This is a genomic window from Arthrobacter sp. 05T47 (genome assembly GCF_056395825.1).
On record NZ_JBFTKG010000009.1, the window covers coordinates 151,343 to 166,408 of the forward strand.

Below are 15,066 nucleotides of genomic sequence, written 5' to 3' on the forward strand. Positions count from 1 at the left end.
GACCGTTCGCAACGGTTGCAAAGGCGCAACCCACAGCACCCCCATGTGGAGGTTTTCAATTTGAGAAGCACATCGAGCGGCCTGTCGCAGAGACGGCGTGGCAGACTACTGAGGTCTGTGGGGGCAATATTTGCCGCCATGGCTGCGCTACTGCTCATCGTTGCCCCGGCGTCCAGCGCCGCGACCCCGTCGCCGACACCATCCCCGTCGGCCACCCAGTTCACCAACAGCATCAGCGGCTTCCTGCGCGGCGACGACCGCGCACCGATCCCCGGGGTAACGATCACCGCCACGAGCGGCGATTTCACCGGAACCACCAAATCGGGACCCAACGGCGCCTGGACCATCGGCGTCCCCACCCAGGGGACCTACGTGGTCAAACTCGACGAGTCCACGCTTCCGCAGGGCATCAAACTGGCCGAGGGCCAGGAGAACCCCCGCAACGTGACCTTCAGCCAGACCTCAAACCTCTCGGTGATCTTCACCTTTGGCAAGGGAATCGTCGTGGCAGAGGAGAACTTCGGGCAGAACCTGCTCAACCGGCTAGTGGCCGGCCTGAGCTTCGGCCTGCTGCTCGCCCTCGCGTCCGTGGGCCTGTCCCTGATCTTCGGCACCACCGGCCTGACGAACTTCGCCCACGGTGAGATGGTCACGCTGGGCGCGGTCCTGGTGTTCGCCTTCAACCAGATGCACCTGCCGTTCTGGTTGGCCGTCATCCTGGCCGTCATCGGCGGCGGCGTGTTCGGCTACGTCCAGGACGCGGGCCTGTGGAAGCCGCTGCGGCGCCGCGGAACCGGGCTTGTTCCGATGATGATCGTCAGCATCGGCCTCGCCCTGTCCGTGCGCTACATCATCCAGTTCTATTTCGGCGGCGCCACCCAGCAACTGCCGTTCGCCCAGAGCGTGGAAATTCTGATCGGCCCGATCTCCATTTCCCCCAACAACCTCTTGTCCCTCCTCGTCAGCGCCGTCGTGATCGCCGCCCTCGGCGTCGTCCTGCTCAAGACCCGCCTCGGCAAGGCTACCCGTGCGGTGGCCGACAACCCGGCGTTGGCCGCGGCCTCCGGCATCGACGTCGACTCCGTCATCCGGATCGTCTGGGTGGTCGGCGGCATGCTCGCCGCCCTCGGCGGCATCCTCTGGGCCTACTACCGTCCCGGCGTCACCTTCGACATGGGCTCGCAGATCCTGCTGCTCATCTTCGCCAGCGTCACCCTCGGCGGCCTCGGCACGGTCTGGGGCGCCCTGGTCGGTTCAATCATCGTCGGCATCTTCGTTGAGCTGACCACCGTGTTCGGCCTCGCAGCCGACCTCAAATACGTGGGAGCGTTGTTCATCATGATTGTTGTCCTCTTGTTCCGCCCTCAGGGCATTCTGGGCCGCAAAGAGCGCGTGGGTTAGGAGACAGCCATGGATTTCGGATTCATATTTTCCAGCGCCGCCGGCGAACTTTTCAGCCCGACGACAGCTGCCTACGCCCTGGCCACCCTCGGCCTCGCGGTTCACTTCGGCTACACCGGCCTGCTCAACTTCGGCCAGGCAGGCTTCATGGCAGTGGGGGCCTACGGCTTCGCCATATCCACTCTGACGTTCCATGTGCCGTTCTTCGTCGGGCTGCTCATCGCCGTCGTCGCCTCCGCCATCTTCGCCCTGTTGCTGGGTATCCCGACGCTGCGGCTGAGGGCAGACTACCTGGCCATCGTGACAATCGCGGCGGCCGAAATCGTGCGTTACATCGTCACGACCAACCAGCTGACCGCCATCACCGGCTCGGCCAACGGCCTGGCCGCCTTCGAGGGCGATTTCTACGCCATGAACCCCTTCCCGCCGGGGACCTACGTTGGCATGAACAACCGCGACTTCTTCATCCGGGTGGTCGCCTGGGCAGTCGTGGCCATCTTCTGCACGCTGGTCTGGCTGCTGATGCGAAGCCCCTGGGGCCGGGTACTCAAGGGCATCCGCGAGGACGAGAACGCCGTCCGCTCGCTCGGCAAGAACGTGTACGCCTACAAGATGCAGTCCCTGATTATCGGCGGCGCGCTCGGTGCCCTGGCAGGCATGATCTTCACGATTCCCCGCGGCGCGGTGCAGCCTGCCAACTACGGGACGGAACTGACGTTCTTCCTCTACACCTGCCTGCTGCTCGGCGGGCTCGGCACTGTGCTCGGCCCGGTGGTCGGCGCGATGATCTTCTGGGTGGTGCTCTCGCTCACCCAGGGTATCCTCTACGGCCTGATCGAGTCCGGCACCATCACGTGGCTGAACACGGTCCAGGCCGGGCAGCTGCGTTACATCCTGGTCGGCGTGGCGCTCATGCTGCTGATGATCTTCAGGCCCCAGGGCGTTCTCGGCAATAAGAAGGAGCTGGCATTCGCATGAGCATTCCAAGCGAAGAGTCACGGGACCAACCCCGCACGTCGGAAGAAATCGACTATATGACGGACAACCGTCCGATCGCCGCCGGGGAGATCGCGCCCGGCTGCAAGAAGCGGGATCCGATCGTGGTGGCGGAGAACGTCACCCGCAGCTTCGGCGGCATCAACGCCGTCGACGTCCAGTACCTCGAGATCCCGCGGCACAAGATCACCGCATTGATCGGCCCCAACGGCGCCGGCAAGACCACGTTGTTCAACCTGCTGACGGGATTCGACACCCCGAACTCGGGTAGCTGGCAGTTCGAGGGCAACAACATTGCCGGCGTCTCCTCGTACAAGGTGGCCAGGATGGGAATGGTGCGCACGTTCCAGCTCACCAAGGTCATGGGCAAGCTCACCGTCATGGAGAACATGCGCCTCGGCGCCTCCAGCCAGTCCGGCGAACGGCTGTCCAAGGCTTTGTTCAAGGGCATCTGGGGCGGCCAGGAAAAGAAGATCACCCAGGAAGCCAACGTGCTGCTGGAGAAGTTCAAACTGGACGCCAAGAAGGACGACTACGCCGCGTCGCTGTCCGGCGGGCAGCGGAAGCTGCTGGAAATGGCCCGGTCCCTGATGGTGCGGCCCAAGCTGGTCATGCTCGACGAGCCGATGGCCGGCGTCAACCCGGCGCTGACGCAGTCGCTGCTGGACCACATCAAGAACCTCAAGGCCGAGGGCATGACCGTCTTGTTCGTTGAGCACGATATGAATATGGTCCGCCACATCGCCGACTGGGTGGTCGTCATGGCCGAGGGCAAGATCGTGGCCGAAGGGCCTCCCGCCGAAGTCATGAAGAACCCCGCCGTGATCGACGCCTACCTCGGCGCCCACCACGACGTCGACCTCGGCGACGCGGAAGGCATCAAGGAACTGGCCGCGGAGCTGGTCGCCGACGAGGAATCGATTGTCGGCACCGAAAACGCCGGCATCATCTCCGCCGACGTCCTCGCCACTGAGGCGGACGAAGCGGCGCAGCCGGATCCGAACGGGACGACCCGGGGTCGCCGCAGCGCCGAAGGGCCGAACCTAGGCGACGAGCCGAACCGCACAGAGAAGGACACAGAATGAGCGCCACCAGCGCGGCACCGTCCGCCCAGCCAACCTTCGATGGCGACTCGGTTGTGAAGGTCACCGATCTGGTGGCCGGCTATATCCCCGGCGTCAATATCCTCAACGGCTGCAGCATCGAAGCCCGCAAGGGTGAGCTGATCGGCATCATCGGCCCCAACGGCGCCGGCAAGTCCACGCTGCTGAAAGCCATGTTCGGCCTGGTCAAGGTCCACTCCGGCTCGGTAGTGGTCCGCGGGCAGGACATCACCGGGCTCAAGGCCAACAAGCTGGTCACCAAGGGCGTCGGTTTCGTTCCGCAGAACAACAACGTATTCGCCGCCCTGACCATCGAGGAAAACCTGCAGATGGGCATGTTCCAGCGGCCCAAGGACTTCGCCAAACGGTTCGACTTTGTCTCCGAACTGTTCCCGGAGCTCGCCAAACGGCGCGCCCAGCGGGCCGGCTCGCTCTCCGGCGGCGAACGCCAAATGGTCGCCATGGGACGGGCACTGATGATGGATCCGGCCGTGCTGCTGCTCGATGAGCCCTCCGCAGGCCTCTCCCCTGTCAAGCAGGATGAGACCTTCCTCCGGGTCCACGAGATCAACCGCGCCGGCGTCTCCGTCATCATGGTGGAGCAAAACGCGCGCCGCTGCCTGCAGATCTGCGACCGCGCCTACGTTCTGGACCAGGGCAAGGACGCGTATACGGGCACAGGCCGGGAGCTCATGAAGGATCCCAAGGTCATCCAGCTCTACCTGGGCACGCTCGCCGACACCGTCGACTAGGGCGTCGGGCAGTAGCCCGCGATATCCCGCACGGGGGCCGTCACCAGCCGGTGGCGGCCCCTTTGCGTGCCCGGCGTCTATCCAGTCGAGTTGTACCGCGTTGTATTGTCCGATCGCCTCCGGACGCCTCCGCAGCCACTTGCTCGGCGCCTGCGCTCGTTCCTCACGCAACAACGGCGCTTTCACAAGCGCCTGCCTCCGTCGCCCTCAGCGGTTGCCTCACCGTGTGTTCACCACTGAACTACGACGGCGTCACGCGGCGCAGAGTTATGGGCGGACTCCCTGCGGGCTGGCACGGAATCCCGGCGTCGAGCTGTCCAATGCAGGGCCAAAAGTCTGCTGTGCGTGACGCCTGGGGCTGTCGGACGCTTTGCCTCGCTCCCCCGGACACAAAAAACCCCCGTCCGGTGAAGGACGGAGGTCTTTTGTTTGTCGGTGGGAAGCGGCTTACAGCTTGCCGAATTCTTCCTTGACCGGCTTGTAGGTGTTGTCATCCTGGTACTCGTAGATGCCGATGTAGGCTTCCGTCGGGTCGCCGGCGTCGGAGAACGTTACGGGGCCGGACTGGCCGTCGTAGTCGATGTCCTTGCCGTTGCGGAGCAGGGTGACGCAGGACGGGAAGGTGTTGCACTTCTCCCCGCCTTCAGAGACGTCCTTCAGGTGCGCCGCGATGTCGGTTCCCTTGGTGCTCTTGGCTTCCTCAGCCGCCAGTGCAATCAGGTTCACGGCGTCGTAGGACTCGCCGGAGTAGCTGTAGTCCTTCAGCGCGGGGTCGATCGCCAGGAGCTTCTTCTTGAAGTCATCCTTGGCGAAGGTGCCCGGGATGGTGCCCTGGGCGCCCTTCAGGGTTCCCGGCTGGAAGTCCTTGCTGTAGTCGGACATGTTGCCGTCCACCATGAAGATCTGGTTGGGCTTGACGCCCTTGCCGGTCATCAGCGGGACGATGCTCTTGGCCTGGTCGAAGGTGATCAGGGCAATGGCATCCGGCTTGGCGGCCAGAACCTTATCCACCTGGCTGCTGAACTGGGAATCGCCCTCGTTGAAGAGCTCCTGGGCAACAACCTTGCCGCCGGCTGCCTCGAAAGCGGCCTGGACGTTCTTGGCAAGGCCGGTTCCGTAGGCGTCGTTCAGGACGATCATGCCGACCGTCTGGGCGCCACAGGTAGCCATGTAGTTGCCGAGGACCTTGCCCTGGAGCACGTCCGAGGGGGCGGTGCGCCAGTAGAGGCCCTTGTCATCCCACGCGGTGAAGTCCGGCGAGGTGTTGGCCGGGGAGAACTGGACGACGCCGGCACCGGTGATCTGGTTGATCACGGTCTTGGAGACACCCGAAGACGCGGCACCGACGATTGCGCTGACGCCCTGTCCGAGCAGTGCTGTGGTGGACTGGGTGGCGATGTCGGTCTTGGTGTCACCGGAGTCGCGGTGGATGACCTCGACCGGCTTGCCCAGGACGCCGCCGGCATCGTTGACTTCCTTGATGCCGAGGTTAACACCGGCAATTTCGGGCGGGCCGAGGAATGCCAGGGACCCCGTCGTCGGCAGGAGCGAGCCGATCTTCAGGGGTGTGGGGGTGGTGGTGGCCGAAGCGGGCACGGAGCCCGTGTCACTGGCAGCGCTGGTACCGGCGCCGGTGGCGCTGGGTGCCGGGCACGCGATGCCGGCGGCCGCGGCTGAGCTGGATCCCGTCGAGCTTGGGGCGGGCGAGCCACCGCAAGCCGTAGCCAGAAGGGCGACGCCGAGGCTAAGCACTGTCAGCTTAGCGATGCGGGGCGCAACCTGGGGGAGTGAAGTCATGTACAAGCTCCTCGATCTAAAGGTGCGAACGGCCTTTGACGCGAAAGATCAGGTGTTCCTGATTCCACTTCAAGCTAATGCAATTTCGGCGCGAAAATAAGTGACTACGGTCACATCCTTATAACACTCGTTGCATAGAGGAAATCTGGACGGCTCCACGACCGTCCCACACTGTGCCCCAGGTGGGACTCGAACCCACAACACGCGGATTTTAAGTCCGCTGCCTCTGCCAATTGGGCTACTGGGGCGCCCGGTCCATGGTATCCCGCGCCGGCCGGATCAGCCCGAAAACGGGCCCGCGTACCGGAACGTGCCGCTGACGCCGCCGGGCCAGACGGCGAGTGGCAGCAGCTGGAAGTACGCACCCCAGCCGGCCTCCGGCGGCGCGACCCCGAGCGAGGTTGACGGCACAAAGCCGAAGCGCGAGTAATACTCGGGACTGCCCAGCAGGGCGATCCCCCGCTCCCCCGCCGCGTTAGCCCGCGCCACGGTCTCGTTCATGAGAGCGGTGCCGATCCCGTGGCGCTGCAGCCGGGGTGTTATCCCGATCGGGCCGAGCCCGAGCAGCTCCAGCCCGTCCACCCACCCCCGGGTGCTGATCACGTGCCCCACGACTTCGCCGTCGAGTTCGGCAACAATGCTGAACCCCGGCAGGTATTCCCCGCACTCGAACAGCCGGGCGAGCAGTTTCACTTCCTCAGGTTCGCCGTCGACGTGTTCCCCGGTGACGGGCGAGATGGCAAACGCGGCGGCTGTGAGAGCGAGGATGGCGGGACGGTCCGCTGGTTCCTCGCTGCGCAGGACGAGTGCCGGGGCCGGCTTGTGCTCCCCGCTGGCCGCGACGAGCTCGTGCAGTGTCTCCAGCGCCCGCTCGGCGTCCGCCACCGGCACCAGCAGATGGTCATGGTGGAATCCCGCCAAAACATTGCAGCTGATCTTTGCCTCTGTCAGAGCGGCGCTGACGGCCGCAGTCAGGCCGATCGCCTCCAGCGAAGAATGCACCTGCAGGGTGATCCATGCAGCGACGAAGTCGTAGGAGAGCCCCAGACTGTCCGCCTCCGCCCGCGGCAGCACGACGGTCAGCCCTTCCGCCTCGCGAACAGCCGCCGAGATCGCCCCGGCCAGGGGCCTGCCGTGCGGCCACAGGGCGTAGACGTACTCGCCTTCGCGCAGTTCGGGGCGCATGGTGGCCAGGAGCGTGTGCAGGTCCTTTTCAGCAGTCATGGAGCCAGTCTAGGCGCGGGTCTTACGCGCCGGCCCCTTCCCGATACCTACCGCGGCAGCAACGAAAACGGCGGCCGCTCCCCCTGAGGGGAACGGCCGCCGTCGAAAGCTCGGGTCAGGCTACTTGGAGTCGGCCGGAACAGCTTCCTTCGTGTCGTTCTTTGCCGTGTCGTTCTTTGCGGCGTCGCTCTTTGCCGCGTCGTTCTTGGCGGCGTCGGCCGGCGTGCCGGCAGCCGGAGCAGCGGCCGGCTTCGGGGCCGGCGTCGCTGCGGCCACGAAGGCGCCACGGGGGTTGTCCAGATCCATCAGCTGCGTGGTGTCGCGGCCCAGGAAGAAGGCCCAGATCCAGCCGGAGATGACGCGGATCTTGCGCTCCACCGTCGGGATGGCCATGCCGTGGTAGCCACGGTGCGCCAGCCAGGCCAGCGGGCCCTTGAGGCCGATGCGGCCAACCAGGTTGATGTTCGCGACGCCCTTCCATTCACCGAAGCCGGCGACGGCGCCCAGGTTCTTGTGCTTGTAGTCCTTGAGCGGCTTGTTCCAGCGGGAGGCCCACAGGTTCTTGGCCAGGCGCTTGGACTGGCGCAGAGCGTGCTGGGCGTTCGGCACGCAGGTGCCGTCCGGCAGGCCGCTGCCCGTGAGGTCGGGGACGGCAGCGATGTCGCCGGCAGCCCAGGCGTTCTCGATGATGCCCTCGTCGCCTGCAATGCGCAGGTCGGCCAGGACGCGGACGCGTCCGCGCGGCTCAAGCGGGAAGTCGGTGGAGCGGACCATCGGGTTGGCCTGCACACCGGCAGTCCAGACCAGGGTGTCGGTCTCGAATTCCTGGGCCGGGCTCTTGTCCGGGAGGTTGATGAGCTTCAGGGAGCCCTCGGCGTTGTCGAGGGAGGTGTTCAGCAGGACCTCGATGCCGCGGCTGCGGAGGTGCTCGACAACCCATTCGGCCTGCGGAGCGGTGACCTCGGGCATGATGCGGCCCATGGCCTCGACCAGGACGAAGCGGACTTCCTCCTGCTTGACGCGCGGGTTGTTCTTGACCGCGGCGCGGGCGAGGTCTTCCATTTCGGTGATGCACTCGATGCCGGCGAAGCCGCCGCCGACGACGACGAAGGTCAGGGCGCGGGCGCGCTCAGCGGGGTCCGTCATGAGCGAGCCGGTTTCGATGCGCTCGAGGACCTTGTTGCGCAGGGCAACGGCCTCTTCGATGGTCTTCAGGCCGATGCCCTTGTCCGCGAGGCCCTTGATCGGGAACGTGCGGGTGATGGCGCCGGCGGCCAGGACGACGTCGAAGTAGGGAACCTCGAACGTGTCGCCGCCGTCGGAGGGTGCAACCACTGCCGTGCGGTTGGCGTGGTCGATCGAGGTGACGCGGCCCTGGATGAGTTCCGTCTGCTTCAGGTGCTGGCGGTGCGAGACGACAGCGTGGCGCGCCTCGATGTTGCCGCCGGCAACTTCCGGCAGGAAGGGCTGGTAGGTCATGTAGGGCAGCGGATCGACGAGGGTGACGATGCCACCTGCATTCGCGATCTTTTTCTGAAGTTTGAGGGCTACATACAGGCCGACGTAGCCGCCGCCGACGACGAGTACCCGGGGACGGTCCTGGAGCTGAAGGGAGGATGCCATGCCTCAAGAATACAGTAGTTTGTGAAAACCTTCACTAACTATGACGGGTTGCTGGAGTCCACGGATTTCATGGGCCCCGGTTCAGTCTTGTCCGCCCGCGCCGGGCCGTCATTGGGCGGCGTCGTCCGCTGAGGAAGGGACCTTTCCGGCGTCGTCGTTGGCGTCGTCGACGGCGGTGCGTCAATCGGCGTCGTCGTCCGCGTCGCGTCATTCGCCGTCGTCGGCGGTGGTGCGTCAATCGCCGTCGTCGTTGGCGTCGCGTCATTCGCCGGCGTCGTCTTTGCCGGGCGCATGGCGGACCTCAGCTGGAGCGCGGCGGCCACGATGATGCCCACGAACAGGCAGGCGAAGCCCAGGACCACCACGGCCGGCACGGCGCTGTCCAGCTGGGAGGGTTTCTCCGCGACCGGCACGGTCGCTTCGGGCAGGGTGGGCGCGGCACTGGAGGGTGCCGGCGCCGCCGCAGCGGGCGTCGTGGCGAGGTTTCCACGCCGGTGGACCCGGATCCAGTCCGATATCGATCCCAGCGGGTTGACCTTCGTCTCGGGGACATCGGCCTTGAGGGCGGCCTCGGCGTTGAGCACGCCGAACCCGTACAGCGGGTCTTTCCCCGGCTCCCCGGCGTCCTTGGCCGTGCTGACGATCCGGTTGATGACCTGGCTCGCGGACATCTCGGGCCATTTGGAGCGGATCAGGGCCGCGACGCCGGAGACGATGGGCGTGGCGCCGGAGGTGCCCGCCCAGTCGGCGTAGCCGCCGGCGGGCATGCCGCCGACCAGGTCCTCGGCGGGGGCCGCGACGCCGATGCTGATGCCCTGGGAGGAGGAGTCGACGCTGGCCACACCTGTGCGGTCCAGGCCCGCAACGGTCAGGACGCCGGGAATGGTGGCCGGCGCGCCGACCTGGACGTTTCCGCCCACCCGGTTGCCGGCGGCGGCGACGATGACGACGTCCTTCTGTTCGGCGTAGAGGAACGCAGCATCCCAGCTCTGGGGCCATTCCGGTGAGGTGCTGCCGAGGGAGATGTTGATGACGCGGGCGCCGTTGTCGACGGCCCAGCGCACGGCCTCCGGGATCTGCTCCTGGTCACTCTTGCCGCCCGGGTTGGCGGAACCGAGCCATGTGGACACGGAGAGCACCTGCGCCTCGGGGGCAACGCCGATGATCCCGTCGGGGCCGCCCGCAGCGGCGGGTGCTGTGCTGGCACTGGGTTTGGCGGCCTCTCCGGGCGGCTGGTGCCCGCGGCCGGCGAGCATGGTGGCCACGAGGGTCCCGTGCTCGGGTTTGGCGCCGATGCTGTCCTGGCCGTTGGCACTGCCGGCGCCGGAGATGTCGGCGCCGCCGGCGAGCACGCCCGCCAGGTCGGGATGCTTGCCGTCCACGCCGCTGTCAATCACGGCGACCTTGACGCCGGCCCCCTTGGAAACGTCCCAGGCCTTGGTGATTCCGGACTCTGCGAGCCAGTATTCCTTGTCCCGCCAGGAATCGGCGAAGGCGGGCGTGGCCGAGGCCAGCGCCGCCGTGGACGCTCCGCCGGCAAGGGCCAGGGCCATCAACGCGGATGAAATCCGGCGGCCTGTTGCTCTGGTCATTCAGGTCCTATCGGCTGTGCGCCAGCGGCGCGGGCACTGTGTCGGTACGCAACTGTCGGTACACACGGCCGGTGCACAACTGCGGGGAAAATTTAGCGGATGCTGAGGGCAATTCCGTCAAGAATATCGTGTTCACTGGTCACTGCCGTGGTGATGCGGCCGGCCGTGACCTCGGCCAGGCGTTGCAGGACCCGCCGCCACACCAGACCGCCGGCGCCGATCACGTCCACCCGTCCGGGGTGCATGTACGGCAGGGCGGCCCGCTCCTCCCGGGTCATTTCGAGCAGCTCGGTGCAGGCTTTGCGGACCGCGTCCAGGTCCAGTTCGGTGCCGTGGATCGCGGCCGGCGAATACTCCGGCAGGCCCAGGGCATGTGCCGTGATGGTGGTGACGGAACCGGCCACGCCGACGACGGCGGTGGCGCGTTCCAGCGGAACCGTCTGTGCCGCCTCGCTGATGGCGGCGTCGACGTCGGCCTCCGCCGCGGCGATCTGCTCCGGTGTGGGCGGATCGCTGCGCAGGTGCCGTTCGGTCATCCGCACGCAGCCGACGTCGACCGAGCGGGCGGCGATGACGCCGTCGGCGTTGCCCAGCACGAACTCCGTGCTTCCGCCGCCGAGGTCCACCACCAGCACTGGGTCCTCCCCGCGGGAGGGCAGCACACTGCTGGCGCCGGCGAAGGACAGCGCGGCCTCCTCGTCCCCGGTGATCACTTCGGGTTCGACGCCGAGGATGGCGCGGATGCCGTCCACGAAGACTTGCCGGTTGCGGGCGTCGCGGGTGGCGGAGGTGGCCACGAAGCGCACTTTGTCGACGCCGTGCCGGCGGATAAGGTCTGCGTAGTCCCGGGTGGCGGCGAAGGTGCGTTCGAGCGCTTCCTGGGCCAGTTCGCCGGTGGAGTCCACGCCCTGGCCCAGCCGGACCACCCGCATTTCCCGCACGACGTCGGTCAGCCGCGGTGAGGGCTGTCCGGCTCCGCCCGGGTTCAGCTCTGTATCTACATTTGTGTCGATATCGGCGATCAGCAGGCGGATCGAGTTGGTGCCGCAGTCCACGGCCGCGACCCGGGTCACTTGGACTCCCCCGCGCCGGCAGCGCCGGGAATATCGGCAGTATCGTCTGCGGCTGCGCGGGACTTCCGGACGGGGGCGGGCCGGCCCACAATCTCCGGCAGGCCCTGGGGTCCGTGGCGGCTGAGGTCCTGGGAGGGGACCTCGCCGCCGGTGTCCCAGGCGCCGTCACAGTAGCAGCGGTCCGCGGTCCACCACTCGGCGATGGCGGCGACCGACTCGTCGCCCAGCGGGTTCACGCCAGGCCCGGCGGCCAGCGAGTGCCCCACGAGGACGTGCAGGCATTTGACGCGGGTCGGCATGCCGCCGGCGGAGACGCCGTCGATTTCCGGGACGGCACCGATGCCGGACCGTGCGCCGATCTCGGCCCGGGAGGCCAGGTACGCCTCGTGGGCGGCGCGGTACCGCGCGGCGAGATCGGCATCGGCGGCGAGCCTGTCGTTCATCTCGTTCATCAGCCCGGCAGCTTCCAGCCGCGACACCGCGGACGTGATCACCGGATGCGTGAGGTAAAACGTGGTGGGGAACGGTGTACCGTTGCTGAGCCGCGGCGAGGTGGCGGCCACGAGCGGGTTTCCGCAGACGCAGCGGGCCGGGATTTCGACGACGTCCCGCACGGGCCGGCCCAGCTGGCGGCTCAGGACCTCGAGGTCGTGCGGGGTCGGCAGGGCCGAGGCCTCCGGGGCGCTGGCCCCCTCAGATAACGCCGGGGCCTGGGGCGCACTGTTCTCGTCCGGTCGGTTCTGGTCCACTCGGTTCTGGTCCACGGGAGTGGCACCTTCCTGCCCTGTTCTTGGATCGTCCGCGGGACAATCCCGGCGGCGGGCGCCGCTTCTAGTCTGTTGCCGATCGCCGGACGGACTCCCAGAGGGCATCCACCCATGGCAGGTTGGCCGGGTCTTGTGCTGATGCTGCACCCGCCGTGCCACTGGACTGCGCGGCAGGAAGATCGCTGCCAAATACCCAGTAGCCCGTTTCGCCGGGCATAACCATGTTAATGCGGTCGCGGGCCTGCTGCTTCACGTAGTTGGGGTCCTGCCACCGTGAAACCTGCCGCTTGAGGTCCTCCTGCTTGGTCTGCTTGGCCGCGATATCGGCCTGCAGCGCCGCGATCTCGGCGCGCTTGTCGACGAAGATCTTGACCGTGGGGGCCAGCAGGATGGTGATGGCAATCATGACGACGCCGAGGGCAAGCAGCCGGCCCGAGAACGCCTTGGCGGGCACGGGGTCCAGGGATTCGTCCGCAGCCGCGCCGCCGGCCCGGGCTGTGGCTTTGCCGTTGGCCTTCCCGTTGGCCTTCCCGGGTGCGGGCCGGGTTGTCGGTTTCGCGGCTGCTGGTGCTGCGGGGCCCTTGGTGGCGGGCTTGCCCGCTGCGGGTGCCGACGCGCGGGACGTGGAAGGTGCGGTGCCGGAGGATGCGGCCGGCGTCGTCGCGCCGCCGCGGGAGCCGCCAAAGTCGGCCTGGATGACCTCGCCGCCGTCGTCCGTTTCCCCTAAGCCTCCGGCCGGAGGCCTGAGGGCCTCAGTCTTGCGGGCAGCAGGGGTAGCCCGGGGAACATTGGGGCGTCGGGTAGCCATGTCACTCCTTCAAAAGCGGCCAAAAACAGAACCGGTGGCCATGGTCTTTCAACCATAGCCACCGGTTACCGGTTTTCGCGGCTAACTAGCCCTTGAAACGCGGGAAGGCGCTGCGGCCGGCGTACCGTGCGGCGTCGTCGAGCTCTTCTTCGATGCGCAGCAGCTGGTTGTACTTGGCGACGCGCTCGGAGCGGGCCGGGGCACCGGTCTTGATCTGTCCCGCGTTGGTTGCCACGGAGATGTCAGCGATGGTGGTGTCCTCGGTTTCGCCGGAGCGGTGCGAGGTGATGGTCGTGTAACCCGCGCGCTGGGCGAGGGAGACGGCGTCCAGGGTCTCGGTCAGCGAGCCGATCTGGTTGACCTTGACCAGCAGCGAGTTGGCGGTCTTGGTGTCGATGCCGCGCTGCAGGATGGACGGGTTGGTGACGAAGAGGTCATCGCCCACCAGCTGGACCTTGTCGCCGATGGCGTCGGTGAGGGTCTTCCAGCCTTCCCAGTCGTTCTCGTCCAGCGGGTCCTCGATGGAAACCAGCGGGTAGTCGGCCACGAGCTCGGCGTAGTACGCGCTCATCTCGGACGCCGTCAGGGCCTTGCCCTCGAACTGGTAGGCGCCGTCGGTGAAGAACTCGGAGGAGGCGACATCCAGTGCCAGGGCGATGTCCTTGCCCGGGGTGTAGCCGGCGTTCTTGATCGCTTCCTGGATCAGGTCCAGGGCAGCACGGTTGGACGGCAGGTTCGGCGCGAAGCCGCCCTCGTCGCCGAGGCCGGTGGAGAGGCCCTTGGCCTGCAGGACGGACTTGAGGTTGTGGTAGACCTCAACGCCCCAGCGCAGGCCCTCGGAGAAGGTCTCGGCGCCGATCGGGACGATCATGAATTCCTGGATGTCCACGTCGGAGTCGGCGTGCGAGCCACCGTTGAGGATATTCATCAGCGGAACGGGCAGGACGTGGGCGTTGGGGCCGCCGAGGTACTTGTACAGCGGCAGGTCAGCGGAGGCGGCGGCAGCGTTGGCCACGGCCAGGGAAACGCCCAGGATGGCGTTGGCGCCGAGCTTGGCCTTGTTGGGGGTGCCGTCCAGGTCGATCATGGCCTGGTCGATGCTGCGCTGGTCGGTGGCGTCGAAACCGGTCAGCGCCGGGGCGATCTGATCGATGACGGCGTCAACGGCCTTCTGGACACCCTTGCCGAGGTAGCGGCCCTTGTCTCCGTCGCGCAGTTCAACGGCCTCGTGCTCGCCGGTGGAGGCGCCGGAGGGAACTGCTGCGCGGCCGATCTGGCCGTCCGAGAGCAGGACTTCAACTTCTACGGTGGGGTTGCCACGGGAATCGAGGATCTCGCGGGCGTGGATGGCATCGATAAGCGCCATGGATATGCTCCTTTGGGTGAAGCGATCTGCAGGGAATCTGACTGCTTGGACTCTGGCTGTACATCAAGCTGGAAAGCCGACGTCGTCGTCGCTACTAGCGTAGTCGAGAGTGGCGGAGGTTACGGAAACCTATCCAATCCCCGGACGTCATCATGGCGTCCGCGGGTGCGCCCGGTCCGCCTGGAAGCGCCGGCCGGCCCCGCGGAGGGCACGCTCGGCGTCGAACCCGCTGCGGCGGGCCGCCGCAACGATGCCGAACAAGAGCTCACCGAGCTCCTCTTCGGTGGCTGGCATTTCGACGGCGGTTTCGCCTGCGGCCGCCGGGAGGCCCGCGCGTTCGGCCCGGTCCAGCAGCTTCTGGGCCCGCGCCAGCGCCGGAAGAGCGGCCGGGACACCGTCCAGGGCTTCCCCGGGGTGGGACTTCTCCGTGTGCAGCTTTTCGGAACGCTTGACGGCATCCCATTTCAGGATGATCTCCTCCACCGTTGCCGGGAAGGTTTCCTGCAGCGAGCCGTCTGGCCGGAACACGTGAGGGTTGCGGCGGATCATCTTGGCGGTGAGGCC

General features: G+C 66.8%; 13 protein-coding genes and 1 tRNA gene. 4 read left to right on the plus strand and 10 right to left on the minus strand.

Annotation, left to right across the window (positions count from 1 at the left end; translation table 11 throughout):
• The first annotated feature begins 138 nt into the window (after window positions 1-138).
• Genes AC1DEY_RS09325 through AC1DEY_RS09340 form a run of 4 tightly spaced genes read left to right on the plus strand, consistent with a single transcriptional unit; the run spans window position 139 to window position 4,252 of the window.
• Entirely contained in the window at window positions 139-1,401 is a 1,263-nt protein-coding gene (locus AC1DEY_RS09325) for a branched-chain amino acid ABC transporter permease (RefSeq protein ID WP_476867694.1), read from the plus strand.
• A 9-nt stretch (window positions 1,402-1,410) separates the two neighbouring features.
• Window positions 1,411-2,379 (plus strand): branched-chain amino acid ABC transporter permease, encoded by a 969-nt coding sequence (locus AC1DEY_RS09330; RefSeq protein ID WP_441410277.1) that lies wholly within the window; start codon window positions 1,411-1,413, stop codon window positions 2,377-2,379.
• Window positions 2,376-3,482, plus strand: a complete 1,107-nt coding sequence (locus AC1DEY_RS09335) for an ABC transporter ATP-binding protein (protein WP_476867695.1) — start codon at window positions 2,376-2,378, stop codon at window positions 3,480-3,482. Before AC1DEY_RS09330 ends, AC1DEY_RS09335 begins: the two co-directional genes overlap by 4 nt.
• Window positions 3,479-4,252 (plus strand): ABC transporter ATP-binding protein, encoded by a 774-nt coding sequence (locus AC1DEY_RS09340; protein WP_476867696.1) that lies wholly within the window; start codon window positions 3,479-3,481, stop codon window positions 4,250-4,252. The genes AC1DEY_RS09335 and AC1DEY_RS09340 overlap by 4 nt, the downstream gene beginning before the upstream one ends.
• 447 nt (window positions 4,253-4,699) lie before the next feature.
• Here AC1DEY_RS09340 and AC1DEY_RS09345 read toward each other — a convergent pair whose 3' ends face one another.
• The 10 genes from AC1DEY_RS09345 to AC1DEY_RS09390 form a co-directional block, all read right to left on the minus strand.
• Window positions 4,700-6,049: an ABC transporter substrate-binding protein gene (locus AC1DEY_RS09345; protein ID WP_441410274.1), complete on the minus strand. Its 1,350-nt coding sequence runs from the start codon at window positions 6,047-6,049 to the stop codon at window positions 4,700-4,702.
• Between the two features lie 174 nt (window positions 6,050-6,223).
• Window positions 6,224-6,297: transfer RNA gene (locus AC1DEY_RS09350), tRNA-Leu, on the minus strand.
• A gap of 31 nt (window positions 6,298-6,328) precedes the next feature.
• The gene (locus AC1DEY_RS09355; RefSeq protein WP_476867697.1) at window positions 6,329-7,273 is read right to left on the minus strand and encodes an N-acetyltransferase; all 945 of its coding nucleotides are present in this window, start codon (window positions 7,271-7,273) and stop codon (window positions 6,329-6,331) included.
• A 120-nt stretch (window positions 7,274-7,393) separates the two neighbouring features.
• Window positions 7,394-8,896 (minus strand): NAD(P)/FAD-dependent oxidoreductase, encoded by a 1,503-nt coding sequence (locus tag AC1DEY_RS09360; protein WP_476867698.1) that lies wholly within the window; start codon window positions 8,894-8,896, stop codon window positions 7,394-7,396.
• 38 nt (window positions 8,897-8,934) lie between these two features.
• Window positions 8,935-10,488: a S8 family serine peptidase gene (locus AC1DEY_RS09365; protein ID WP_476867699.1), complete on the minus strand. Its 1,554-nt coding sequence runs from the start codon at window positions 10,486-10,488 to the stop codon at window positions 8,935-8,937.
• Window positions 10,489-10,580: 92 nt separating this feature from the next.
• Window positions 10,581-11,561 (minus strand): Ppx/GppA phosphatase family protein, encoded by a 981-nt coding sequence (locus AC1DEY_RS09370; RefSeq protein WP_476867700.1) that lies wholly within the window; start codon window positions 11,559-11,561, stop codon window positions 10,581-10,583.
• Window positions 11,558-12,226, minus strand: coding sequence for a DUF501 domain-containing protein (locus AC1DEY_RS09375; RefSeq protein WP_476867712.1), 669 nt, complete (start codon window positions 12,224-12,226; stop codon window positions 11,558-11,560). Before AC1DEY_RS09375 ends, AC1DEY_RS09370 begins: the two co-directional genes overlap by 4 nt.
• Window positions 12,227-12,392: 166 nt before the next feature.
• Complete coding sequence (locus tag AC1DEY_RS09380; protein WP_476867701.1) at window positions 12,393-13,136, minus strand: FtsB family cell division protein; 744 nt, start codon at window positions 13,134-13,136, stop codon at window positions 12,393-12,395.
• Window positions 13,137-13,221: 85 nt separating this feature from the next.
• Window positions 13,222-14,502: a phosphopyruvate hydratase gene (gene eno, locus AC1DEY_RS09385; RefSeq protein ID WP_476867702.1), complete on the minus strand. Its 1,281-nt coding sequence runs from the start codon at window positions 14,500-14,502 to the stop codon at window positions 13,222-13,224.
• 150 nt (window positions 14,503-14,652) lie between these two features.
• Window positions 14,653-15,066 (minus strand): nucleotide pyrophosphohydrolase (locus AC1DEY_RS09390; protein WP_476867703.1); only part of this gene is annotated, 414 nt, incomplete at its 5' end.